We start from the raw sequence: 23,649 nt of genomic DNA, 5'->3' as shown, positions 1-23,649 counted from the left end.
AGTGTAGCGTGAATGAAGAATAATGAAAAGGCTTTCGAGATGATGTCGAATCTTAGTCATTGCCAATTAGGACTCTACCTGTGCTATACTCTTAAAGTTGACCGAAAGTATGATAAGATTTATTTAAATGAATAGAAAGAGGTACACACCTATGACAACATTAGTACGAAATGATTTACGCAACGTTGCGATCATCGCTCACGTTGACCATGGTAAAACAACATTAGTCGATGAGCTTTTAAAACAGTCTGGTACGTTCCGTACGAACGAACAAGTCGAAGAACGCGCAATGGACTCAAATGACATCGAGCGGGAACGTGGAATCACGATTCTTGCGAAAAACACTGCAATCGACTACAAAAACACACGCATCAACATCGTTGATACGCCAGGACACGCCGATTTCGGTGGAGAAGTTGAGCGAATCATGCGTATGGTGGATGGCGTCATCCTCGTTGTCGATGCACGTGAAGGCTGTATGCCACAAACACGTTTCGTTTTGAAAAAAGCACTCGAGCAAGGACTTCAACCAATTGTCGTCGTCAACAAAATCGACAAACCGATGGTCCGTCCTCTTGAAGTCGTCGACGAAGTCGTGGATCTCTTGATCGACCTCGGAGCTGACGAAGATCAACTCGAATTCCCAGTCGTTTATGCATCGGCAGTCAACGGCTCAAGTTCATTCGAACCTGAATTAGATAAACAAGAAGATACAATCACGAACGTTCTTGATTTAATTCTTGAGCATACACCAGCACCTGTCGATAACACAATGGAGCCACTTCAGTTCCAAGTTACGATGCTTGACTATGATAACTACCTCGGACGGATCGGTGTTGGTCGTGTCTTCCGTGGCGAAATCAAAGTTGGCGATAGCGTTTCACTTTCAAAACTTGACGGTTCAACGAAGAACTTCCGTGTCACGAAGTTGTTCGGTTACTTCGGTCTAAAACGTGTCGAAATCGAAACTGCAAAAGCAGGAGACTTGATTGCGATCGCTGGTATGGAAGACATCAATGTCGGTGAAACAGTTTGCCCAACTTCACACGTTGATCCACTCCCATTATTACGTATCGATGAGCCAACGCTTCAAATGACATTCATCGTCAATAACTCGCCATTCGCTGGTCGTGAAGGGGATCTTGTTACTTCACGTAAAATCGAAGAGCGTCTTGAAAAAGAACTTGAGACGGATGTTTCACTCCGTATCGAAAACACGGATTCACCGGACCGCTGGATCGTTTCTGGTCGTGGGGAGCTTCACCTCGGGATCTTGATCGAGAACATGCGCCGTGAAGGATACGAAATCCAAGTATCTAAACCGCAAGTTATCATCAAAGAAGAAGAAGGTGTCAAAGTCGAGCCATTCGAACGCGTCGTCATCGATACACCAGAAGAGTACACAGGTTCTGTCATGGAATCGATTGGTCTCCGTAAAGGTGAATTGACGAACATGCAAACAATGGACAACGGTCAAACGAAAATGGAATTCATCGTTCCTTCACGTGGTTTGATTGGTTACCGTAACGAATTCCTTTCTGCTACACGCGGATACGGAATCATGAACCACACGTTCGAAGAATACCGTCCGTTCATCCAAGCGGATATCGGTGGACGTCGTAGTGGTGTTATGGTCTCAATCGAAACGGGTAAAGCAACTGCTTACGCGATCTCAGCTCTTGAAGACCGCGGAACGATCTTCATCGAGCCTGGTATTGAAGTATACGAAGGTATGATCATCGGCGAATGTAACCGTGATGTCGATCTCGCTGTCAACGTCGTTAAAGCAAAACAATTAACGAACATGCGTGCATCTGCAAAAGACTCAACGAACGTTCTTAAACGTCCACGTGTCTTCTCACTTGAAGAGTCGTTGACATTCTTGAATGAAGATGAGTACTGTGAAATCACACCACAATCGGTTCGTCTCCGTAAACAAGTCTTGAACAAAAACGAACGTGAAAAGCAAGAAAAACGTCGTCGTCTAGGTAAAGATTGAGTCTTGAACGAATAGGGGGATTGGCAATGAATGCACAAGCTGCCGTTGCTTCTGATTTTCCGAAATACGATATTCCGTTCATCGCGAAACTTCTCGGTGTCGGAAGTGATCCGAATAACATCGAAACGGGATTTTATCCTTTAATGATCACCGTCGTCATCTTGACGCTTGTCGTCTTTAAGTTAGGATTTGCTAAGGAACTAGCATGGTGGAAATCACTGATCGTCTATCTGTTGCTCGCTGTCTTCTCGGCAGCATTGACGCTTGTCTTCTGGACATGGCCGATTCCTGAAGTACTCCTTGCGATGGTCTTCGTACTTGGTATTTATCGCTTCCGGATGTGGATGGTCAAGCGTGAACGTGAACGGACAGCTTCTTGACGGAAGCATGTCATGAATCAAAAGAACGAATCTCTTCGGAGGTTCGTTCTTTTTTTGTGCTAATTCAGATGCATGATTTAAAGCGTAGCGGGAACAGGGATACTAAAAGGGGGGAGAAAACAGTGAAAATAAGGTATGTCATACCCCTGCTGTTAGCGGGTATTCTGATCGGCTGTACACAAACGTCAGAAGAATCGTCAACAAAGGAAACCAATCAGAAGACACAAAAAAACAATCAACAGGATTCAGGTAATCAAGAAGATACGCAATCATCACAAACGCAAGAAGGAGTCGTATTTAAAGAGCTAAACGCCCCATGGAATATCGTTCGCGAAGGAGAGACTTTTTATATTACAGAGCGCGAAGGAACAATCGTCAAAGGAAAACAAGGTGATTATGAGAGGATGCGCTTGCAACTGAAGAAAGATGTAATTGCTGAAGGAGAAAGTGGATTACTCGGTATGGTACTTGACCCTGATTTTAAGAACAATAAGACGGCATACGTCTATCATACGTATGCAAAACAAAATCAAGCGACCAATCGTGTCATTGCAATCAAAGAGGAAGGCCATCAGTGGGTCGAAGAGCGTGTGTTACTCGACGATATTCCGGGAGCGACGATTCACAACGGAGGACGACTTGAGTGGGGTCCAGAAGGTGCACTCTACGTCACAGCAGGAGACGCAGCAAATCCTGAACTGGCGCAAGACATCGATTCACTTGCAGGAAAAATTTTACGCATCACACCTGAAGGAAAACCGTTCAAGGGGAATCAAAAAGGCTATGTCTATAGTCTTGGTCACCGAAATCCACAAGGGCTTGTTTTCGTCGATGACCAACTGTATGCAAGTGAGCACGGACAAAGTGGACACGATGAAATTAATCGAATTGAACAAAAAAATTATGGATGGCCAACGATTGAAGGAACAGAGAAAGCAGAGGGACTCGTGACACCGTGGTACGAAGTGGGAGAGCGATCCGTTGCACCAAGTGGGATTGCAGAAGCGGATGATACGTTGTATTTTGCAACACTTGTAGGTCAACGATTACAAGCGATTAATCTAAAGACGAAACAGGTCAAAACGATTGTCGAAAATCAAGGGCGGATTCGCGATGTGTGGATTGATGAGACGTCAATTTATTATATTACGAACAATACAGATGGTAGAGGGACTCCGTCGACCGAGGATGATCGATTGGTTCGAATCAAGCGGTGAACAAAAAAAGGTCTGCCAGGGAAGTTTCCCACAGACCTTTTATTTACCAGTGTTTTCGTTTTGTTTCCCAAGTAGGGTATAAATGAAATTGTCCAGAGGCATGGCGTTCGAGTGTCCGTTCTTCTACGCGAGATCGACACTCATCACATAGATGGACACGAACTGGTTTATTGCGTAATCGCTTCGCCGTGAAGGACCAATCATCAATCGTCTCACGCTTATCGCAAATCGTACATTTCACTCGCATGTCGGGTCCTCCCTTTTTTTCTTAGTATATCATATTAGAAGATTATTCAGATGTAAAAAAGGGAATCGAGAAGTATATCTCGAAATATCATCACTAAGTCATAGAGGAGGTGATGTCATGGCAAATAAAGTAGAGCAACATCTCAGCTCACATCAACTAGATGCGTTATCACAATTACCACTTGTTTTTTTGATCACGCATGATCAATCCAAACATTGGCCGATCACACATGCAATTAGTTGGGTATATGCGAAGGATTCACAAACGGTTCGTTTTGCGATCGAAGCAGATTCTCATCTCGTCAAAACGTTACGAGAACATCCGGTTTTCACCTTGATCTTCTTTGCAGAGCAGTCGACACACAGCTTAACGTGTACGGACGTCAAGGTGTTTACGCCGCAAGAACCACTTCCACTTTCGCTCTCTTTTTATGAGGGGCGCGTCGAAGAGGTACGTGACATCTTATTTTACGGAGCAGCTGTCACACAACGACCGACCATTGAAAAAACATACGATGAACAGGCAGCTGAACGGTTGGATCAACTTGTTCATCGCATCCTAAAAGCGTAACATTCATCACAAACTCGACTCTAAAGGGGCGAACGATGGAATGAAAAAAATATACGTACTTGATACCAATGTCATGCTGCACGATCCACTTTCTCTCTTTCAGTTTCAAGAGCATGATGTCGTCATACCAGCGATCGTACTAGAAGAACTGGATGGAAAAAAACGCAACATGGATGAGGTGGGGCGCAACGCCCGAGAAACAGCTCGCATTTTAGACCAATTGCGGGAAACCGGTCAGCTTCATGCGGGAGTTCCGCTTGGTAACGGTGGCATTCTTCGCGTCGATATCGGTGACTCCATTTACGAGGGCTCGCCGTTTATCCATGAATCGAACGATAATAAGATTATCGAGCTCGCATGGTCGATTCATCGTGAACAACAAACTGAAGCGACGCCACGAGATGTCATTCTCGTCTCAAAAGATATCTTAGTCCGCGTTAAAGCGGATGCGTATGGATTAGTCGCTGAGGACTATATGACGGATCATATCGCTGACTTGACTGGTCTTTATACAGGATTCATCGAAGTGACCGTCGATCAGGAATATATCGATGCTTTCTATCAGGATAAACGACTTTCAGTTGATGTATTGCCGGAAAAAGTGCAACCGAATGAATTCATCATTCTAAAAAGTAATATGTCAAAAGCCTCTGCCATTGCTGTCGTTGATCAGAATTTGCCGATCATCCGGGCACTTTCGATCGATGTCGATCAAGTCTGGGGTGTTATTCCCCGAAACGTTCAACAACGGATGGCGTTTGAGTTATTACTTCGAGACGATGTACCGCTCGTTACACTCGTTGGGAAGGCAGGTACCGGAAAGACATTACTTGCACTCGCTGCGGGGCTCCTGCAAGTAGAAGACGAGCATAAATATAAAAAACTTGTCGTTGCTCGTCCAGTCGTGCCGATGGGAAATGATATTGGCTACTTGCCAGGTGAGATGGAGGAAAAGCTTCGTCCGTGGATGCAACCGATCTACGATAATCTCGAACATCTCTTTAATACGGGATCAGGAGACGAACTTGGTAACATTCTCGCGGGAATGAAGACGATTCAACTGGAAGCGTTGACATATATTCGAGGACGGAGCATGCCGGGGCAATTCATCATCATCGATGAAGCGCAGAATTTGACGAAACACGAAGTCAAGACGATTTTAACACGTGTCGGTGAAAACTCAAAAATCGTGTTAGTGGGTGATCCGCAACAGATCGATCACCCGTATTTAGATGAATATTCGAACGGTTTATCCTACGCCGTAGAACGCCTTAAAAATGAGAAAATGACGGGACACGTCAAACTCGTCAAAGGGGAACGCTCGAATCTGGCGCGCCTCGCAGCCGATTTATTATAAAAAACGTGGTGCGTCTATTCAGGCGCACCACGTTTTCCTTATATGACGGTAACCGTGTGAACAGATTTGACGATCCGTTGTCCGTGCAACAGGTGAACGGGTCCATCTGCTAACACTTTGCCGTCTTGTGAGAACTGCAGGTATACTTCGTCGAGTTGCTCAAGTGGAAGTTCGACCGTTTCTTCACCTTCGAAACGAATAGCGGTCGCTTCCGGTAAGAGTTCAGCATTCCGGATGAACGGTGCGAGCGCCATGGCGAATGACCCTTGAAGCGCGGCTTCTTTTTCAGCGCGTGTCATCGGACGATTATGATCCGTACGACTGCCTTCCATGATGCCTTTATCCCACGCTGCCCCCATTTTCGCGTAGTACGCCTCTTGTTCGCTCGTATCTGCTGGTTGGCCAATCTTCTCGATCGCAACCTTTCGTTCATCAAAGATCCAAACTGTCGGATCAATCGTCAACTGGTGCCGTACTTTACCGTTAATCGGAAAAATCATTTGTTATACCCCCTAAATGTGTAAGTCCAACAAATCCATTATACCGAAACGTTGAATTGTTGGCGAAAGTAAGGTAAAGTTTAGCTATAACAGGAACGCGTCATTTGATGAGGAGGGATTGGATTGTCAACTGAAATCGAGACAGTTCATCGCCAGCGCGCTCTTGAGCTACTAGAAGCGGATGCACAAAAAATCCGCCGGTTGATCGAGGTCCAGCTTGCGAATTTAACGATGCCACAATGTCCTCTTTACGAGGAAGTATTGGATACACAAATGTTCGGATTGTCCCGTCAGATTGATTTTGCGGTACGTCTTGAACTGATTGATGCGGGTGAAGGGAAACAGTTGCTCGAATCACTTGAACAGCAATTATCTGATTTACATGATGCGGAGACGTGCTGATTTTCTACTCAAACGTGAAATGCGGCGTTTGGGTATTTTTTTTTAGAAAACGAAAAAAAGGACGTGTACATATGTTAGCGAAGTTTAAAGAAAAACGAGCATTTTTTGACTACGGTCTCTTCTTTACGATGCTCATCCTCATGGCGATCAGTACAGTCATGGTCTATAGTGCCAGCGTTTGGAACGGTGGCGATTATGCGAATACGTCCTTCTTTGAGAAGCAGTTGATGTTCGATGCGATGGCCATCGTGCTGTTCCTTTTAGTTTCGCAAGTGAATCATGAAGTATTTCGTGGACCAGTCATTCGTTTACTCTTGTACGCGATTACATGGTTGATGCTGATGGCAACACTATTTTCGGCTCCCCTAAACGGAGCTCGCGCCTGGTTGAACTTCGGTATCTTCTTAATTCAACCAATCGAGCTTTGTAAATTCGTGCTCGTCGTCGGGCTTGCCAGTTATTTTGATCAAAAGCACAAAGGAAAGATGGATGGCGTGATTGGGATTGTCCATCACTTCATCCATCGTCAAATTCCAGCGACGTCCCCCGGAAAACGGATTTTACTTAGTTTCTCGGACTGGATCTTGATTCCAATGCTTGTGTTACTTGCACCTTACGCGATCATCATTCGTATGCAACCGGATGACGGCGGATTATTCATTCTGTTACTCATCACGGCGATGATTTTATTTGCAGTAGGATTACCGAGTGGTTACATCATGTTATGTGTCGTTACCGTTCCGATCATCTTCTTGTACGCATGGAACAATTTTTCGGATAATCAGATGCAACGGATTCAAGCGAGTTTGAATCCCTTTCTTGACGCAGAAGGTAAGGGATATCAGCTCATCAACTCCGTCATATCGATTGCCCATGGGGGATTGTTCGGAGTGGGTCTTGGGAATAGTTTTCAAAAGTATGGTTATCTGCCAGAGCCTGAAACCGACTACATCATGTCGATCATCTCGGAAGAACTCGGCTTCATCGGGGTCCTTGTCGTACTCGGTCTATTGTTTTACCTGATGATTCAAGGGGCGATCATCGCTAACCGGTGTGTCTCACTTTATTCGAGCATGCTCGCACTTGGGATTTCCGGTATTATTTTCATCCAGACATGTATCAATATTGCAGCCATGTCTGGTCTGTTTCCAGGTACAGGTGTCACCTTGCCATTCATCAGTTACGGTGGGTCATCGTTACTCGTCATGAGTACGATGCTTGGTGTAATGGCAAACATTTCTATGCAAAACAAATATCGGGTGGCTTATCATAAAGAAGTGCAAACTGCACGTTCGATGAGTGCCACGAGCTCATTAACTAAAGGGGGAGCATCAGTTGACTAAAATCCAGAAGATTCTCGTAGCAAACCGCGGGGAGATCGCGATTCGCGTTTTCCGTGCAGCGACAGAACTCGGTATTCGTACCGTTGCTATTTATTCACGAGAGGACATGGGTTCTCTTCATCGTTATAAAGCCGATGAAGCGTACCGGATCGGAGAAGGAAAAAAACCGATCGAAGCCTACCTCGACATTGAAGATATCATCGCAACAGCGAAAAAAGCCGAATGTGATGCGATCCATCCTGGTTATGGATTCCTCTCTGAGAATATTGAGCTAGCCAAACGTTGCCGCGAAGAAGGAATCATCTTCATCGGGCCGCAAGAAGATCACCTGTATAAGTTCGGAGATAAGGTACGGGCACGGACGACTGCAATTGAAGCGGGTCTTCCTGTCATTCCAGGAACAGATGGTCCGATCTCATCAATTGATGAAGCGTATGCGTTCGCAAAAGAAGCAGGCTATCCACTCATGGTCAAAGCATCGCTTGGTGGTGGTGGACGTGGTATGCGTGTCGTCCGGACAGAAGAAGAGCTTCCAGACATGATTGAACGAGCGAAATCTGAAGCTTTAAAAGCATTCGGTTCGGATGAAATTTACGTTGAAAAATTAATCGAACGACCAAAACATATTGAAGTCCAAATCATAGGGGATGCACATGGAAACATCATTCATTTGTTTGAACGAGACTGTTCCGTACAACGACGTCACCAAAAAGTCGTCGAAGTGGCGCCATGTGTCACGCTTTCAGAAGAAGGGCGTAAAAAGATCTGTGACGCGGCTGTCACGTTGATGAAACATGTCGGATACGAAAATGCGGGTACGGTCGAATTTCTCGTCACACAAGATGAATCGTTCTATTTCATCGAAGTCAACCCACGTGTACAAGTCGAGCATACGATTACGGAGATGATCACAGGCGTTGACATCGTTCAGACTCAAATCCGTGTTGCTGAAGGCGAATCGTTACATAGCGACCTTGTCGGCATTCCACAACAAGAAGAGATTAAGATGCTTGGTTTTGCGATCCAGAGCCGAATTACTTCAGAGGACCCAGAGAACGGCTTCTTGCCGGATACAGGTAAGATTAAAGCGTATCGTTCACCAGGCGGCTTTGGTGTACGTCTCGATGGTGGGAATGCCTATGTCGGAGCAGAAATTTCACCGTATTATGACTCGTTGCTCGTTAAAATCTCGACGCACGGTTTGACGTATGACCAAGCGGTCGCGAAAATGCGTCGAAACTTAAGTGAATTCCGGATTCGTGGTATTAAGACGAACATCCCATTCTTGAGCAATGTCTTGAAACACCACGCGTTCGTCAGCGGCGATTACAATACATCGTTTATCGATGATACACAAGAATTATTCATCTTCCCAAAACGTCAAGACCGGGGAACGAAGCTGTTGACGTACATCGGAGAGGTTTCCGTCAATGGATTCCCGGGAATCGGAAAACTGGACAAGCCACTTGCGCGTGACGTCCGAATTCCAAAAAATCTTCCGGCAGACTACACGCCAGGCGCAAAAGCGATCCTTGATGCAGAAGGACCGGAAGCTGTCGCGAAATGGTTGAAAGCACAAGACAACGTTTTGTTAACGGATACGACATTCCGTGACGCTCATCAATCGTTACTTGCGACACGAATGCGGACGAAGGATCTCGTTGCGATCGCAGAGGCGGAAGCGAAACTGCTTCCTGAATTGTTCTCAGTCGAGGCATGGGGAGGGGCAACGTTTGATGTCGCGTATCGATTCTTATCAGAGGATCCATGGGTTCGTCTGATGAAATTGCGTGAAAAGATGCCGAACGTCCTGATTCAGATGTTACTTCGCGGTGCGAACGGCGTTGGTTACAAGAACTATCCAGACAATGTCATCCATACCTTCGTCAAGGAAGCGGCGCAAGCGGGAGTCGATGTCTTCCGGATTTTCGACAGCTTGAACAACCCGGAATCAATTCAACTCGCCATCGATGCGGTCTTGCCAACAGGTAAAATCGCGGAAGCAGCTGTCTGTTACACAGGGGATCTGTTCGATGCGAATCGTCCGAAATATCATCTGCCGTATTACGTCAATCTGGCGAAACAACTGGAAGAGAGCGGTGCTCACATCATTGCCATCAAGGATATGGCGGGTCTCTTGAAACCGGAAGCAGCCTATGCGCTTGTATCGGCACTTAAAGATGCAGTATCGTTACCAATCCATCTTCACACCCATGATGCGAGTGGAAACGGGATTTATACGTATGCGCGTGCGATCGATGCCGGGGTCGACGTCGTTGACGTCGCGGCATCAAGTATGTCAGGACTGACGAGTCAGCCAGCGGGTGGTAGCTTGATTCATGCCCTAAGTGGTCATCCACGTCAACCACTCGTCTCAGCACAGAAGTTCGAACAGATTTCGGACTATTGGCAGGACGTGCGTCATTTGTATCAAGCATTCGAACTTGATATGATCGCACCAAATCCAACCGTCTACGATCATGAGATGCCGGGTGGGCAATATTCGAACTTACAGCAACAAGCAAAAGCGGTCGGGCTTGCGGATCGTTGGTCTGAAGTCAAAGAAATGTATGCGCGTGTCAACATGTTGTTTGGCGATATCGTTAAAGTCACACCGTCGTCGAAAGTCGTTGGAGACATGGCGCTCTTCATGGTCCAACATCATCTGACGGAAGAAGACGTACTGCACCGAGCAAGTGGACTTGATTTCCCGGATTCAGTCGTTGAACTGATGAAGGGCGAACTCGGAACTCCGCCGGACGGTTTCCCGCAAGAAGTACAACGTGCCATCTTGAAGGGAGCTGCTCCGTTGACGGAACGTCCTGGTAAGATGATGCAACCACTCAACTTTGATGCAATAAAAAATGAGTTGTTTGAGAAACTTGAACGACCAGTCACTGAATTTGATGCTCTCGCTTACGCGCTCTATCCAAAAGTCTTCATGGACTACAGTTCGTATGTCGCGCGATATGGCGATATCTCGGTTCTTGATACGAATACATTCTTCCACGGTATGCGCCTAGGCGAAACGATCGAGGTCGAAATTGAACGAGGGAAGACACTATATCTCAAGTTGATTCAAATCGGCCAGCCAGACGATCACGGGATGCGGACAATCTATTATGAGATGAATGGTGTTCCTCGTGAAGTCGAAGTCAAGGACATCAGTATTAAGGAAAGTTCATCAAGCCGTCCAAAAGCAGATCGAAGTAACGCAAAACAGATCGGTGCGTCGATGCCGGGTAGTGTGCTGAAGGTACTCGTTGAGACAGGCACTCGTGTCCGTAAAGGAGAACAACTTCTCGTTACGGAAGCGATGAAGATGGAAACGACGATCCAAGCACCAGAAGACGGTGAGATCAAAGCCGTCCATGTTAAAGAAGGCGAAGCTATTGCGAGTCAAGACTTATTGATTGAATTCGTATAAGGTCACAATGAAAAACAGGCGCACGCTCGGCGGGCTGCCTGTTTTTCATTCAATATGTAATGGGAGAGGATACGGTTGAACATTATTTGTTGGATTCGAAGCGATTTTCGATTACAAGACAACCACATGTTGGCACGTGCGATTGAATTACTGAAGGAAAATCCAAAAGCGACAGTCGAGTTCGTCTTTTGGCTCAATCCAGATTACATTGGAGAATATGAAGCGCGGCAACAATATTTCTTTCAAGCGCTCGAATTGTTTTCAGATGATTGTAAAGAAAAAGAGATGCCGATTCGCTTCATCGAAGGCGATGAACAAGCTTTCTTAGATGCAACCAATGATGCGGACGTTCTGTTATTCAACGCGGAATATGTCGAACCATTCAAGGCGCGGGATGAGGGAATCATCAAAAAACGTAAGGAACGACAAACGGAGCGCTTGTTAGACCGGCATCTGCTCCATCCACATGACATTAAAAAGCAGGATGGAAAGTTCTATAAAGTATTCACGCCATATAAGAATGCATTCATGAAAAAAGAAATTCCAACACCCTATGATGTGAAGTGGCAAACGCTACGGGATCATTATCATAAGCGCCAGCACACTAATAGTTTCATTGATGCCTATTTTAAAAAGGCACAGTCTGATGCGGCATTTCATCCGGGTGAGAAGCAAGCGAAACAACGCTTAAAGAAATTCATCGAGCAATCGCTTGAAAACTACGAAGAGAATCGTGATCTTCCAGCGATGGACGGTACGAGTTTACTCTCACGTTATCTACGGACCGGTGAGATCGGGATTCGAACGGTCTATGCAGCTATTCAAGATGCAAAAGAGTCGAAAGGGAAGCAGACGTTCATCACCGAACTCATCTGGCGTGAGTTCTATTACATGATTTTAATGCACTTCCCGGAATCGAAACGACAAGCGGTCAACACCCAGTACCGAGAAATCGATTGGGAAGAAAACGAGGACGGATTCAAGGCTTGGTGTGAAGGGAAAACCGGCTATCCGATCGTCGATGCAGCGATGCGTCAATTGAACCAAACCGGTTGGATGCATAATCGTCTGCGGATGATCGTCGCGTCGTTCCTGACAAAAGATCTATTGATCGATTGGCAAAAAGGGGAACGTTATTTCCAACAGAAACTCGTCGATTATGAAGCGGCTTCGAACATCGGTGGTTGGCAATGGGCGGCATCGGTCGGGACGGATGCCGTACCGTACTTCCGAGTCTTCAATCCGACGACACAATCAAAGAAGTTCGATAAGGACGGAGAGTTCATTCGGCAGTATGTCACGGAAATCAAAGATCTGTCGAAGCAATATATTCATGAACCGACGCAGCAACAACGAGAAGACTCTGGATACCCAGAACCAATCGTTGCACATGATGAAGCGCGAAAGCGTGCAATCGCTCGATTCAAATAATGAAAAAAGGATATTCCTCAGCGGAGGAACATCCTTTTTTTTACGACCTTATTGAAGACGGCTATTTGCTTTACGTGTTCGGAATGCATGATACGTCAAGTAGGATAAGACACCGAAATAACACGTAATCAAGAAGGCGTGCAGTAACGGTACATATGTTGCATGTCCACCGAGAACGATCCAAGCACCTGTAGCAACTTGACACGAGATGAAGAACGTCGCGAATGCCATGCCGATTGTCGTCGTCCGGTGTTTTAAGCGAATGGCTGTAATATGAACGAACAACGTATAGAGGAATAATAGCCCAGCCATGATTCGGTGAATCATTTGGACCCAGGCTTCGAACGTCATCGACGGTTGGGAACAAACGGGCCAACCCACACACGCATATGTAGCGCCAACATGGCGAACGTAAGCACCAGTATAGACGACGATCAGCGTGTAGACGAGCAGACCGTACAAGAGCTTCCGCAAGAATGCTGGGACAGATTCCCTGAATTCCTGACCAGGACGCTCCATGATCAATATCGTTAAAATCAATAAGGCAGCAAAGGAAATCAAGGAGATACCAAAATGTAACGCCATGACGAGATCTGATTGTTGCCAAACGACAGCTCCTGCTCCGACGATGGATTGAATCAACATGAAGATGAAGGCAAGAAATGCAAAAATCTTCGTATCTAATCGATCCTTAAAGGCAACGAGCGTCCAGAGACATAAGGCGATGATTAGGAGTCCAACGACTCCGGTCACAGCGCGGTGACTATATTCAATCATCGTTTCAACACTTGGGTTTGTCGGGATGAGTTCCCCATGACAGAGTGGCCAATCTGTTCCGCAGCCATCTCCCGAGTCCGTTTTTGTGACTGTCCCACCCATCAGCAAGACGATCATCATCGTAAACGTGACGAAGGCTGAAAACATCGAAAGCTTTCGATTCAAGATTTGGACACCACCTTTCTAAAAAATACGAAATACATGGATTTCCATAGGACTAGTATCGCATAAAAAGTCTCGAAACGCTTGCAATCTTTTAGAACAACGCTATTCTAGTATTAGGTAAATATGGTGAACTGTGATGAAAATCACATAGATTTCACATTTTGTTCATTATGTCGAAAGTATTTTCATACGTCACGGTCCTAAATATGTGGTATCTTTTATAGAGAAAAGGACGTTTCGTGGCATGTCTGTGTTATTTCTGTGAAGAAATTACGTGAAGCCTAGGTGCTACACGGAAGCAGATGGTGAAAAGGAGGGAACAGCATGGCGAAAGTTACTGGAGAGGCACTGGATATGGCAATCGAGCAGGCGGATCAGCCCACATTCAAGGACTATATCACCCTAGCAAAAATGGGGATCGTCCGTGCCAATCTGATTACGGTCTTCGCAGGGTATGTCGTAGCGGCATCGTACATAACGGATGATGTCCTATTGTATCTATGGCAAACCAAGTGGATGTTACTGTGGACGCTTCTCGGGAGTGGATTAGTCATTGCCGGAAGTTGCTACCTCAATAACTACATTGACCGGGACATCGATTATAAGATGGAACGGACGATGGGAAGACCAAGCGTTACTGGGAAGATGGATGGACAGCGAATACTCGCGCTAGGACTCGGGATTCTTGCGACCGGTACGGTATTGTTGTTGATCGTCAACCATGTGGCGGCAGTGTTCGGATTGATCGGATCATTCGTTTACGTCGTGATTTATACGATGTGGTTAAAGCGAACACACACGATCAATACAGTCGTAGGTGGTATATCAGGAGCTGTGCCACCAATCATTGGATTTGCGGCAGTCACTCCGACGCTTCACATTGATGCGTGGATTTTATTCCTCATCATGTTCGTGTGGCAACCACCACATTTCCTCGCACTCGCGATGCGACGGACAGAGGAGTATCGGGCAGCAGGTATCCCGATGTTACCTGTCGTAAACGGATTCGCGATCACGAAACGACAAATTGTATGGTGGATTGCAGTACTTATTCCATCATCACTCCTCTTAGCACACTATGGCATCATCTACATGATCGTCATGGCATTGCTCGGTGGATATTGGCTCTATATGGGACTGAAAGGTCTGAAGATCCAAGATGAACAAGCCGAAATCAAATGGGCGTCGAAGATGTTCTTCTTCTCACTGTTTTATTTCACGGCTTGGATCGTGACGGTCGTACTCGTTTCTTTCTAAAACGATTTGACATAATTCACGTACACCATTACGAAAGACAAAATTGGGGACAAAGAAAGTGGGGATGGTTGTGAAAAAATCAGTAAAAATGCTCTTCCGGCTTCTTCCAATCGGCTTGATGGCACTCATGTTATCAGGTTGTGGAATTCCGGAATTGTCTGCGCTACAGCCTCGCGGAGAAGGCGCTGAAATGCAACTTGAGATCATCAAGCTTAGCTTGTGGGTCATGTTGTTCGTCCTTGCGATCGTAGCCGTCATTTATATTTACGTACTTATGAAATTCCGTCGTAAATCAGGTGATAACACGGTTCCGAAGCAAGTCGAAGGGAACCACACGCTTGAAATCATCTGGACAGTTATTCCGATCCTTCTCTTGATCGTTCTTGCAATTCCGACGATCAAAACAACGGTTGAACTTGCGGATGCAAAAGAAGCGAAGAAAAACGAACAAATCAACGTTACAGCGAACCTTTACTGGTGGGAATTCGAATATCCAGACAAAGGTGTTTCGACAGGACAAGAACTTGTCATCCCAGTCGGTAAACGTGTTGCGGTTAACTTGACGTCTAAAGACGTCATTCACTCATTCTGGGTACCGGCTCTTTCTGGTAAGACAGATACAAACCCAGGTCTTGATAACGAAATGTGGTTACAAGCAAAAGAAGCAGGCACGTACTACGGTAAATGTGCCGAGTTGTGTGGTCCTTCTCACGCATTGATGGACTTTAAAGTCGTTGCGATGGAGCAGGATGACTACGACAAATGGTTGAAAGACATGAAATCTGCAAAAGAAGCAGAAACAAAACAGCTTGATAAAAAGAATGAAAAGAACTGGACGACTGGTGAGCAAGTCTACGCCCAGAACTGTCTCAGCTGTCATGGCGGCGGGAAAGTCGCACCTAGCTTGACGAACTTCGGTGATCGTCAGCGTATCGCGGGTTACCTCAAGCATGATAAAGAAAACCTCGAAAAATGGATTCGCGATCCACAAAAAGAGAAACAAGGTACAAAAATGCCTGGATTCTCTGAAGATAAGATCAGCGATGAAGAATTGAGCGAATTGGCAGATTATCTATTGGACAAAAAGCTCCAATAATTTTTTAAGGGGGAATCATAGTGGGGACACATACTATGGGTATGCCGCAGAAAAAAAGCGGCATCATGGACTGGCTAACGACAGTCGACCATAAGAAAATCGGGATTCTCTACATCATCTCTGGATTGTTCTTCCTTCTAGTTGGTGGCGTAGAAGCCCTAATGATTCGTTTTCAATTGATTAAACCGATGAACGATTTCGTCAGCGGTGAACTTTTTAACCAATTGATCACGATGCACGGTACGACGATGATCTTCTTGGCAGCGATGCCGATGTTGATCGGTTACATGAACGCAGCAGTACCGCTTCAAATCGGAGCACGCGATGTTGCGTTCCCATTCTTAAATGCACTTGGTTTTTGGTTGTTCTTCTTTGGTGGAGTCTTACTGAACCTTTCATGGTTCTTCGGCGCTGCGCCAAACGCAGGTTGGACAGCTTACGCACCACTCTCGACAGTACCAGAGTCGCTTGGTGTTGACTTCTACTCACTCGGGTTACAGATTTCTGGTTTCGGTACACTCATGGGGGGGATCAACTTCCTCGTTACGATTTTGAACATGCGTGCACCAGGTATGAAACTGATGCGGATGCCGCTCTTCACATGGACAGCATTCGTTGCTTCTGCCTTGATCGTTTTCGCATTCCCACCACTTACGGTTGGATTGTTCCTCTTGACGTTCGAGCGACTCTTCGGAGCGCATTTCTTTGACCCGGCAGCGGGCGGGAACATCGTCATCTGGGAACACCTCTTCTGGATCTTCGGTCACCCGGAAGTTTACATCTTGATTTTACCGGCATTCGGTATCTTCTCTGAAATCATCCCTACGTTTGCTCGTAAACGTCTCTTCGGATACACGACGATGGTCTTTGCGACGATGTTGATCGGTTTCCTCGGATTCATGGTATGGGTTCACCACATGTTCACAGTCGGTCTCGGTCCGGTTGCGAACGCGATCTTCGCAGTAGCGACGATGGCGATCGCTGTACCGACAGGGGTCAAGATCTTCAACTGGCTCTTTACGCTATGGGGCGGGAAGTTGACGTTCCCAGTCGCGATGCTTTATTCGGTCGCCTTCATTCCATCATTCCTTGTTGGTGGTATGACAGGGGTCATGCTTTCAGTAGCACCTGCCGATTATCAGTACCACGACAGTTATTTCGTCGTTGCCCACTTCCACTACGTTATCGTTGGTGGGGTCGTCTTTGGTCTCTTCGCAGGTCTTTACTACTGGTTCCCACTCATGTTCGGGAAACAACTCAACGAGTTCTGGGGTAAAATTCAATTCTGGTTGTTCTTCATCGGCTTCCATTTGACATTCTTCCCACAACATATTCTTGGTCTTACAGGTATGCCACGTCGTGTCTTCACGTACTTGCCAAACCAAGGCTGGGAAACAATGAACTTACTTTCTTCAATCGGTGCAGCCTTCATGGGTGTGTCGACGATCATTCTCGTCATCTCGATCGTTGCCGCATTGATGTCAAAAGAATATGTAAAACGCGACGTATGGGGCGATGGACGTACGCTTGAGTGGACACTTCCTGTTCCAACTCCAGAATACAACTTCGCACAAATTCCACTCGTCAAAGGTTTAGATACGTACTGGCTCGAAAAAATGGCAGGTAACAAAACAGTCTCTGTTTCGGAAGAAGTCGGTGATATCCACATGCCGAACAACTCGATCTTGCCGTTCGTTATGTCAGTCGGTCTGTTCCTTGCAGGTCTTGGATTCATTCTTCGCCTAGATTACGGTACTGTCGGTCTGGTCATTGCCTTGATCGGTCTTGCGATGACATTCATCGCGATGTTCTTCCGTTCTTGGATCGACGATGAAGGATACTACATCCCGAAATCAGTCGTCGAAGAAGATCTACGCCTTGAAGCAGAAAAGGAGGCGAAGTAAGATGGGTCATCATTCAGTACCAAACAACCCGATCACGGGTATTCCGGATCATGTTGAAAAAGCAACACTTGAGGGTAAGAATAAATATGTAGCCTTCTGGTTCTTCCTTGGAGGAGAGACGACTTTGTTCGCCTCTCTCTTCGGAACATACATCGGACTTCATAACTCCGGTGCTAAAGAAGGTCTACGCAGTTATGACATCTTCGAAATGGGTCTCGTCTTCATCATGACGATGCTCCTCTTGACAAGTTCGTTGACAAGCGTTCTTGCAATGATGGCAATGAAACGTAACGATGTGAAAAAGATGAAGCTTTGGCTCATCATCACATTGCTTCTCGGTCTTGGATTCTTAAGTGGTGAGATCTATGAGTTCAATCACTACTACCACATCGGTCATACGTTTACGTCGAGTGCATTTGGTTCTGCCTTCTATACACTCGTTGGGTTCCACGGTGGACACGTCTTATTTGGTCTTCTTTGGATCTCGACATTGTTGATCCGGAACTGGAATCGTGGCATTACAGTCGTGAACGCGCCGAAGTATTATGTTTCAAGTCTTTACTGGCACTTCATTGACGTCGTCTGGGTCTTTATCTTCTCAGTCGTCTACCTCATGGGGATGGTGAAATAAGATGGAAAAACACGAACCGCAATTAACACGCAATCAAGTCGAACTCGAAATGAAAGCAGAACGTGGTCGTGAGACTCAACTGCAACTCATCAGTTTCGCACTCATGATTTTCTTGACGCTCATCGCTTTCGGTGCAGTCATGGCAGATCTCATGCCTCACTGGGCAGCTGGTGGATTCTTGATCATCATGGCAATCGTTCAAGTTTATCTCCAGCTTTATATGTTCATGCACATGAACAATAAAGGCAACACATGGATCAAAGTTATGATGGGTCTCGGTATATTCGTCGCCTTGACGATCGTCGCAACGCTCCGTCTGTTAATCTGGTAAGAAATGTGACCATTCTGCTAACGTTTAGCAGGATGGTCTTTTATTTTGGAATCGTTTTATGAGAAACCTTTACAATGAAATAGGGGAACGGTAATCTTAGTTTGTAAGAGAAAGGAACGGGGTGAAGAAATATGTTAGGCAATTTAAGGGGAGCACTTTCGCAATTCGAATGGACTGTCTTATGGAGTCCATATTATGCGTTGATACTCGTTGGATTGTATATCCTATATGCTGTCGTGACAGAAAAGCTGCGTCGTCCGGACGAGCCGGAAACAACGCTCGGACAAAAATTTTCGATGCTCGCGGCATTGGTCGTTTTTTACATCGGTTTTGGAAGTCCGTTAGACCTGCTAGCGCATATCACCTTCTCTGCACATATGTTGCAGATGGTATTCGTCTATATGGTCGCACCGCCGCTCTTGTTGATTGCACTACCAGAGTGGCTTTATAAGCGCTTGTTCAATATACCGTATCTTGGGAAGATTCTTCGTTTCTTCGTCAAGCCGTTGATTGCGCTCGTCGTCTTTAATGCCTTGTTTACGTTTTATCATATGCCATTTATTTTTGATTATGTCCTGACGAACTATACCGTTCACCGTCTGTTCCATGGAACACTTATTTTCTTGAGCATGACGATGTGGTATCCGATCATTGCACCCGTCAACGAAAACGATAGTTTGTCTGACCTGAAGAAGATGGTCTATATCGTCGCGAACGGTGTCTTATTGACACCTGCTTGTGCGTTCATGATCTTTAGTCAAAGTTTCCAGTATCAAGCGTATCAGGATCCAGCGACGTTCGCGAAAGTACTCGCTTACTGTATGCCGAACAATGATTTGAGCGGGTTGAATCTGGAACGATTGCTTGGAACGACTGATGACTTACTAGAGGATCAACGCTTCGGTGGTGTCCTGATGAAGCTCGGTCAAGAACTCGTATACGGTCTATTCTTCGGATTGACCTTCTTTACATGGGTACGCCGTTCGAAAAGTACTGCCGTAGATGAAGGCATGTCCTTCACACCAAAAGCGGATTAAATTGGAGGAAGTTGGAACATGAGTTATTTGCCGTTGATTTGTGTATCGCTGATTGTCATCAGTGCGATTTTCGTAGCGATTGGCTGGTTCTTGATTGCTCAGACACGTCGCAACATGAAAGCTCACCAAACCGTGATGACAATCGCTGCTGCACTCGCTTTACTGTTTTTCATTATGTACGCCTTACGGACGATTCTACTTGGTAATACCGCTTTTGGTGGTCCTGCATCCGTCAAGCCATATTACACAGGATTCTTGATTTTCCACATCCTACTTGCGACATCCGGTGGGGTGCTTGGATTGATGGCGCTCTATCATGCCTATAAGAAGAACTTTGCGCGTCATCGTAAAATCGGACCAGTTGCTTCGATCATTTGGTTTTTGACGGCAATCACCGGCGTCATTGTCTATTGTCTATTATATGTCGTCTACGATCCTGGTGAGACGACGAACGTATTCCGGGCGATCTGGAGTCATTAAGGGGGAGCCAACTTGAAAAAAAATAGTTACTTGACGGTTGCTGCCGTTGTCCTCATCTTAGTTGCGGCAGCCGGGGGATATTATTATTTCTTCATGAAAGAAAAATTGCCTGTTATCGCTGAGCCGACACCATTTGAATTAACGAACGCCGTGAACGGTAAGTCGTTTAACTCGGAAGATGGAAAGGTCAAGGTATTGACATTCTTCTATTCGAACTGTCCTGATATTTGTCCGTTGACGCTAAATGATTATCGGAAACTAGAGAAAAAGCTTCGTAGCGAAGAGCTATATGGAAGTGACGTCGAGCTCGTTGCAGTGACAGTCGATCCGAAAGTCGATACACCGAAAGTCTTAAAAACGTATGCTTCCAACTTCGAAGCAGATGCTGAAGGATGGAGAGTACTGACAGGAGACCCAGTCGTCATCGATCGTCTGACACGTCAGTTGAACTTCTATTATTCAAAAGCAGAAAGCGGCTTAGTGACACACGGGACGCAAATGTTTATTTTAGACCGTGAGAACAAAGTTCGGGCAATCTCTTCGATGGCGAAGACACCGGACGAACCAGTCGACTTGGAAGAAGTCATGTCTTCAGTCACACAACTAGCAAAGGAGTGAAGGAAGATGACTTATGAAGATTACATGCAAGGAGATGTGATCGTCTCTGTTCAAGCAATCGAGGAGTTACTCGCTTGTACGATCGAAGATTACGGGGTTCGACACTATCGGATTAAACGGATGGACTGGGAAGAGATTGCTTTTAGTGTAAAAGTGGATGTCTCAGCGACGTCACTGCATGCGCTCTATCAACATGTACGTCAACAACTTAAGATTCAACTCGGCGATGACGTCGTATCTTACGTACAATTCGTCACGCGCTAAGATAAAACACACGAACGCTGCGCAATCACTATACAGATAGGTAATGAGCCGATGACTTCATAAGTAGTACGAAGTCATCGGCTTTTTTATTGGAAAAAAGACCGAAAAAAATAGAGGTCCCGATTGGAACCTCTACGTGTAGCTTATTTTTCAAGTGTTTCAAGCAGTGCTGCTAAACGACGTTCGCAGTCCTTGACGATTTCCGGTGGGAACGTCTCATCATACTCGACGCCGTGTGGATAGTAATGTTTCCCTAAAAGTGGTGTCATCATACGGACGACAGCGTGACGGTCTTCGATCTCACCTTGGATCGCATAGACTGGAACACGGAGATAGAATACTTCGCCTGTTGATTGTTTTTCGTATTTCATGTCGTACATCGCACGTTCGTAATCCCATTGTCCTTCGCGAACGAAACGGTGATGATCCATAATTGTTTCAAGAAGACCGAACTTCAGTTCCTTGCCTTCGATGCCATATTGTTCAAACTTCATGTTTGAATCCCCCTATACCCCAGTTTGCTAGTAGATACTAGTCTTTCCAAACTATCATACCATAATGAATGAAACGATGACGTAAAAGTTGTGAAGTCATTTTGAAGAATTCATGAACTTCCGTATTTTCGTTCAACGTACTCAAGGATCGTATCTGGTGCATGAATACCGAGATGATTGAGTCCTTCACCACCAAAGAAGACGTTGAACTCGAGAACGTACCATTGTCCGTCGCGGATGATAAGATCAAAACCAGCGTGATCGATATCAAGCTGTTTCGCAAGCGCGAGCACGAAATCAATTGCACCTTGAGGCACATCATCGAAATCAAGGACGCCACCTTGAGCGACGTTATTTAAGAACTGTGCACCACCGACGCGCCAATATGCCGCGAGGACTTGATCACCGACAACGACGACACGTAAATCCTTTTCGTTCGGAATGTACTCTTGGATGTAGAACGTCTCGTGTGTATCCGTGTATTTCTTCCAGTCCGCTTCATTTTTGATGAGATGAACACCTTGCCCCATCGAGCTACGGACTGTCTTAGCGACGAACGGAAACGAAAATTCACGTAAGACTCGATCGACCGTGAACTCATTTTTCCCGTAGATGCCTGTCCGAGGGATATTGTCCGGAATGACGGTCTGAAAAATCCGAGTCATCTCGATTTTGTCATGACCTAGGTGGAACGTAGCGGCAGATGGAAAAATCGGCTTCTTCATTCCATAGATGATCGAGTGGATTTGCCAGTATTCCGGGAACAAGACGACGTCCGCCTGTTCAATCTTTTTCAAGGAATCAAAGTGATAATCTGATTTGGCATGTTCCGTCTTGATTCCAATCGTCCGGAACATATTAAAAGAGAGCAGTTGCATAAAGTTCATTCCTTCCTTCTGAACAAATTATACACAATTCAACGGGCTAGGAGGGAGAGAAATGTTATGATAAGATGGTAAAGTTAAGGAGGAGATTCGTTGTGATATATACCGATAAGACGATTGACCTCATCAACGCAGCGGAAGACCTCATTCGATCTCTCGCTCAAAGTGAAACGGGGCAAGCATATAGATGTGCGAAACAAGCACAGCAAGAGTCAGTGGAGGCACAGTCCGTCATTCGAGACTTTCATCAAGTCAAAGAAGATTACGAACTCGTGCAACGATTTGGACGGTACCATCCGGACTATCAGACGATCACAAAAAAGGTCCATGAAGTCAAACGTCGACTTGATCTACAAGAGGAAGTCGCGCAGTTTAAAAAAGCAGAAAAACAACTCGAGACGCTACTTGGACAAATTAGTCTGAAACTCGCTGGTGAAGTATCACCGCAAATCAAAGTACCAACGGGGAATCCATTCTTTGACCAAGGATGTGCCGGAGGCTGTTCGACCGGTGGAAGTTGCAGTTGTAGCGGATAATGAAGATGAAGGGGGTAGGCTGGCGTGATCAAGGAACGAGTGGGACTCATCGTCTATGTCAATGCGATGAAAGCATCCCGTCAATTACGCCGTTACGGGAACGTCTACTTTACGTCTAAACGTGAACGATACGTGCATCTGTATGTCGATTTAGATCAGCATGAACAGGTGATGGAAGTCATTTCGACTCTTCCGTTCGTCGAATCGATCAAACGTTCAGAACGACCGTTCATCACGGAGACGTTCGCGAATAAAAAAGGTAAAATGCAAGAAGAAGCATAATCCAAGGAGCGATGAGGACA

The 23,649-nt window shown here is 45.8% G+C and carries 25 protein-coding genes; 20 read left to right on the top strand and 5 right to left on the bottom strand.

What is annotated here, in order from left to right; all coding sequences use genetic code 11:
- The first annotated feature begins 151 nt into the window (after positions 1-151).
- The 3 genes from typA (at position 152) to ACN9MT_RS10605 (ending at position 3,596) form a co-directional block, all read left to right on the top strand.
- On the top strand, positions 152-1,999 hold the full coding sequence (gene typA / locus ACN9MT_RS10615; protein ID WP_035406711.1) for a translational GTPase TypA: 1,848 nt from the start codon (positions 152-154) through the stop codon (positions 1,997-1,999).
- Positions 2,000-2,025: 26 nt separating this feature from the next.
- Positions 2,026-2,379, top strand: a complete 354-nt coding sequence (locus ACN9MT_RS10610; RefSeq protein ID WP_058264776.1) for a YlaH-like family protein — start codon at positions 2,026-2,028, stop codon at positions 2,377-2,379.
- Between the two features lie 122 nt (positions 2,380-2,501).
- The gene (locus ACN9MT_RS10605; protein ID WP_375091913.1) at positions 2,502-3,596 is read left to right on the top strand and encodes a PQQ-dependent sugar dehydrogenase; all 1,095 of its coding nucleotides are present in this window, start codon (positions 2,502-2,504) and stop codon (positions 3,594-3,596) included.
- Positions 3,597-3,639: 43 nt separating this feature from the next.
- Here the strand turns inward: ACN9MT_RS10605 and ACN9MT_RS10600 are convergent, their stop codons facing one another.
- Entirely contained in the window at positions 3,640-3,843 is a 204-nt protein-coding gene (locus tag ACN9MT_RS10600; RefSeq protein ID WP_035406716.1) for a YlaI family protein, read from the bottom strand.
- Positions 3,844-3,960: 117 nt separating this feature from the next.
- Between ACN9MT_RS10600 and ACN9MT_RS10595 the strand changes: the two genes are divergently transcribed.
- Positions 3,961-4,413 (top strand): hypothetical protein, encoded by a 453-nt coding sequence (locus tag ACN9MT_RS10595; protein ID WP_290751608.1) that lies wholly within the window; start codon positions 3,961-3,963, stop codon positions 4,411-4,413.
- Between the two features lie 40 nt (positions 4,414-4,453).
- A complete protein-coding gene (locus tag ACN9MT_RS10590) occupies positions 4,454-5,770 on the top strand; it encodes a PhoH family protein (protein WP_035406722.1) in 1,317 nt (438 codons plus the stop codon).
- A gap of 38 nt (positions 5,771-5,808) precedes the next feature.
- Here the strand turns inward: ACN9MT_RS10590 and ACN9MT_RS10585 are convergent, their stop codons facing one another.
- Positions 5,809-6,270: a hypothetical protein gene (locus tag ACN9MT_RS10585; protein WP_056062372.1), complete on the bottom strand. Its 462-nt coding sequence runs from the start codon at positions 6,268-6,270 to the stop codon at positions 5,809-5,811.
- A 123-nt stretch (positions 6,271-6,393) separates the two neighbouring features.
- Here ACN9MT_RS10585 and ACN9MT_RS10580 point away from each other — a divergent pair, with 123 nt between their 5' ends.
- The 4 genes from ACN9MT_RS10580 (at position 6,394) to ACN9MT_RS10565 (ending at position 12,873) form a co-directional block, all read left to right on the top strand.
- Positions 6,394-6,672, top strand: coding sequence for a YlaN family protein (locus tag ACN9MT_RS10580; RefSeq protein WP_023468835.1), 279 nt, complete (start codon positions 6,394-6,396; stop codon positions 6,670-6,672).
- 71 nt (positions 6,673-6,743) lie between these two features.
- Positions 6,744-8,015: an FtsW/RodA/SpoVE family cell cycle protein gene (locus tag ACN9MT_RS10575; RefSeq protein ID WP_035406728.1), complete on the top strand. Its 1,272-nt coding sequence runs from the start codon at positions 6,744-6,746 to the stop codon at positions 8,013-8,015.
- On the top strand, positions 8,008-11,442 hold the full coding sequence (locus ACN9MT_RS10570; protein ID WP_056062369.1) for a pyruvate carboxylase: 3,435 nt from the start codon (positions 8,008-8,010) through the stop codon (positions 11,440-11,442). Before ACN9MT_RS10575 ends, ACN9MT_RS10570 begins: the two co-directional genes overlap by 8 nt.
- Before the next feature lie 75 nt (positions 11,443-11,517).
- On the top strand, positions 11,518-12,873 hold the full coding sequence (locus tag ACN9MT_RS10565; protein ID WP_329468794.1) for a deoxyribodipyrimidine photo-lyase: 1,356 nt from the start codon (positions 11,518-11,520) through the stop codon (positions 12,871-12,873).
- A gap of 48 nt (positions 12,874-12,921) precedes the next feature.
- On the opposite strand, the gene ACN9MT_RS10560 is transcribed toward ACN9MT_RS10565, so the two are convergent.
- Positions 12,922-13,815: a COX15/CtaA family protein gene (locus tag ACN9MT_RS10560; protein WP_052018990.1), complete on the bottom strand. Its 894-nt coding sequence runs from the start codon at positions 13,813-13,815 to the stop codon at positions 12,922-12,924.
- Between the two features lie 324 nt (positions 13,816-14,139).
- Between ACN9MT_RS10560 and cyoE the strand changes: the two genes are divergently transcribed.
- From cyoE to ACN9MT_RS10515, 9 genes are all read left to right on the top strand, one after another.
- Positions 14,140-15,072, top strand: coding sequence for a heme o synthase (gene cyoE / locus ACN9MT_RS10555; protein WP_035406737.1), 933 nt, complete (start codon positions 14,140-14,142; stop codon positions 15,070-15,072).
- A gap of 64 nt (positions 15,073-15,136) precedes the next feature.
- Positions 15,137-16,168: a cytochrome c oxidase subunit II gene (gene coxB / locus ACN9MT_RS10550; RefSeq protein WP_081780348.1), complete on the top strand. Its 1,032-nt coding sequence runs from the start codon at positions 15,137-15,139 to the stop codon at positions 16,166-16,168.
- Between the two features lie 35 nt (positions 16,169-16,203).
- Positions 16,204-18,072, top strand: a complete 1,869-nt coding sequence (gene ctaD, locus ACN9MT_RS10545; protein ID WP_052018991.1) for a cytochrome c oxidase subunit I — start codon at positions 16,204-16,206, stop codon at positions 18,070-18,072.
- 1 nt (position 18,073) lies between these two features.
- A complete protein-coding gene (locus ACN9MT_RS10540; protein WP_035406743.1) occupies positions 18,074-18,703 on the top strand; it encodes a cytochrome c oxidase subunit 3 in 630 nt (209 codons plus the stop codon).
- 1 nt (position 18,704) lies between these two features.
- Positions 18,705-19,034: a cytochrome C oxidase subunit IV family protein gene (locus ACN9MT_RS10535; RefSeq protein WP_035406746.1), complete on the top strand. Its 330-nt coding sequence runs from the start codon at positions 18,705-18,707 to the stop codon at positions 19,032-19,034.
- 131 nt (positions 19,035-19,165) lie between these two features.
- Positions 19,166-20,071: a cytochrome c oxidase assembly factor CtaG gene (ctaG, locus tag ACN9MT_RS10530; protein ID WP_035406749.1), complete on the top strand. Its 906-nt coding sequence runs from the start codon at positions 19,166-19,168 to the stop codon at positions 20,069-20,071.
- Between the two features lie 18 nt (positions 20,072-20,089).
- Complete coding sequence (locus ACN9MT_RS10525) at positions 20,090-20,551, top strand: DUF420 domain-containing protein (RefSeq protein ID WP_290751586.1); 462 nt, start codon at positions 20,090-20,092, stop codon at positions 20,549-20,551.
- Positions 20,552-20,563: 12 nt separating this feature from the next.
- Positions 20,564-21,169, top strand: coding sequence for an SCO family protein (locus ACN9MT_RS10520; RefSeq protein WP_035406755.1), 606 nt, complete (start codon positions 20,564-20,566; stop codon positions 21,167-21,169).
- 6 nt (positions 21,170-21,175) lie between these two features.
- Positions 21,176-21,433 (top strand): hypothetical protein, encoded by a 258-nt coding sequence (locus tag ACN9MT_RS10515; protein ID WP_035406757.1) that lies wholly within the window; start codon positions 21,176-21,178, stop codon positions 21,431-21,433.
- Positions 21,434-21,576: 143 nt separating this feature from the next.
- Here ACN9MT_RS10515 and ACN9MT_RS10510 read toward each other — a convergent pair whose 3' ends face one another.
- A complete protein-coding gene (locus ACN9MT_RS10510; protein WP_035406760.1) occupies positions 21,577-21,927 on the bottom strand; it encodes a YugN family protein in 351 nt (116 codons plus the stop codon).
- Between the two features lie 110 nt (positions 21,928-22,037).
- Positions 22,038-22,814 (bottom strand): ATP-grasp domain-containing protein, encoded by a 777-nt coding sequence (locus ACN9MT_RS10505; RefSeq protein WP_035406763.1) that lies wholly within the window; start codon positions 22,812-22,814, stop codon positions 22,038-22,040.
- 92 nt (positions 22,815-22,906) lie between these two features.
- Here ACN9MT_RS10505 and ACN9MT_RS10500 point away from each other — a divergent pair, with 92 nt between their 5' ends.
- Positions 22,907-23,347 carry a YlbF family regulator gene (locus tag ACN9MT_RS10500; protein ID WP_035406766.1) on the top strand — a complete coding sequence of 147 codons (441 nt, stop codon included), beginning with the start codon at positions 22,907-22,909 and terminating at the stop codon, positions 23,345-23,347.
- A 24-nt stretch (positions 23,348-23,371) separates the two neighbouring features.
- Complete coding sequence (locus ACN9MT_RS10495; protein ID WP_035406768.1) at positions 23,372-23,629, top strand: YlbG family protein; 258 nt, start codon at positions 23,372-23,374, stop codon at positions 23,627-23,629.
- Positions 23,630-23,649 lie beyond the last annotated feature (20 nt).

Source organism: Exiguobacterium sp. R-17, from assembly GCF_049913315.1.
GTDB lineage: Bacteria > Bacillota > Bacilli > Exiguobacteriales > Exiguobacteriaceae > Exiguobacterium_A.
Note: the sequence above shows the minus strand (reverse complement) of the source record. Positions and strands in the feature narration are given on the sequence as shown.

What these genes read in the sequence shown, in the direction of transcription:
- ACN9MT_RS10540 (WP_035406743.1), top strand. Translation starts at nt 18,074, where the DNA reads ATGGGTCATCATTCAGTACCAAACAACCCGATCACGGGTATTCCGGAT.
- ctaD (WP_052018991.1), top strand. Translation starts at nt 16,204, where the DNA reads ATGGGTATGCCGCAGAAAAAAAGCGGCATCATGGACTGGCTAACGACA.
- ACN9MT_RS10590 (WP_035406722.1), top strand. Translation starts at nt 4,454, where the DNA reads ATGAAAAAAATATACGTACTTGATACCAATGTCATGCTGCACGATCCA.
- ctaG (WP_035406749.1), top strand. Translation starts at nt 19,166, where the DNA reads ATGTTAGGCAATTTAAGGGGAGCACTTTCGCAATTCGAATGGACTGTC.
- ACN9MT_RS10525 (WP_290751586.1), top strand. Translation starts at nt 20,090, where the DNA reads ATGAGTTATTTGCCGTTGATTTGTGTATCGCTGATTGTCATCAGTGCG.
- ACN9MT_RS10595 (WP_290751608.1), top strand. Translation starts at nt 3,961, where the DNA reads ATGGCAAATAAAGTAGAGCAACATCTCAGCTCACATCAACTAGATGCG.
- typA (WP_035406711.1), top strand. Translation starts at nt 152, where the DNA reads ATGACAACATTAGTACGAAATGATTTACGCAACGTTGCGATCATCGCT.
- cyoE (WP_035406737.1), top strand. Translation starts at nt 14,140, where the DNA reads ATGGCGAAAGTTACTGGAGAGGCACTGGATATGGCAATCGAGCAGGCG.
- ACN9MT_RS10600 (WP_035406716.1), bottom strand. Translation starts at nt 3,843, where the DNA reads ATGCGAGTGAAATGTACGATTTGCGATAAGCGTGAGACGATTGATGAT.
- ACN9MT_RS10610 (WP_058264776.1), top strand. Translation starts at nt 2,026, where the DNA reads ATGAATGCACAAGCTGCCGTTGCTTCTGATTTTCCGAAATACGATATT.
- ACN9MT_RS10510 (WP_035406760.1), bottom strand. Translation starts at nt 21,927, where the DNA reads ATGAAGTTTGAACAATATGGCATCGAAGGCAAGGAACTGAAGTTCGGT.
- ACN9MT_RS10585 (WP_056062372.1), bottom strand. Translation starts at nt 6,270, where the DNA reads ATGATTTTTCCGATTAACGGTAAAGTACGGCACCAGTTGACGATTGAT.
- coxB (WP_081780348.1), top strand. Translation starts at nt 15,137, where the DNA reads ATGGTTGTGAAAAAATCAGTAAAAATGCTCTTCCGGCTTCTTCCAATC.
- ACN9MT_RS10515 (WP_035406757.1), top strand. Translation starts at nt 21,176, where the DNA reads ATGACTTATGAAGATTACATGCAAGGAGATGTGATCGTCTCTGTTCAA.
- ACN9MT_RS10575 (WP_035406728.1), top strand. Translation starts at nt 6,744, where the DNA reads ATGTTAGCGAAGTTTAAAGAAAAACGAGCATTTTTTGACTACGGTCTC.
- ACN9MT_RS10505 (WP_035406763.1), bottom strand. Translation starts at nt 22,814, where the DNA reads ATGAACTTTATGCAACTGCTCTCTTTTAATATGTTCCGGACGATTGGA.
- ACN9MT_RS10535 (WP_035406746.1), top strand. Translation starts at nt 18,705, where the DNA reads ATGGAAAAACACGAACCGCAATTAACACGCAATCAAGTCGAACTCGAA.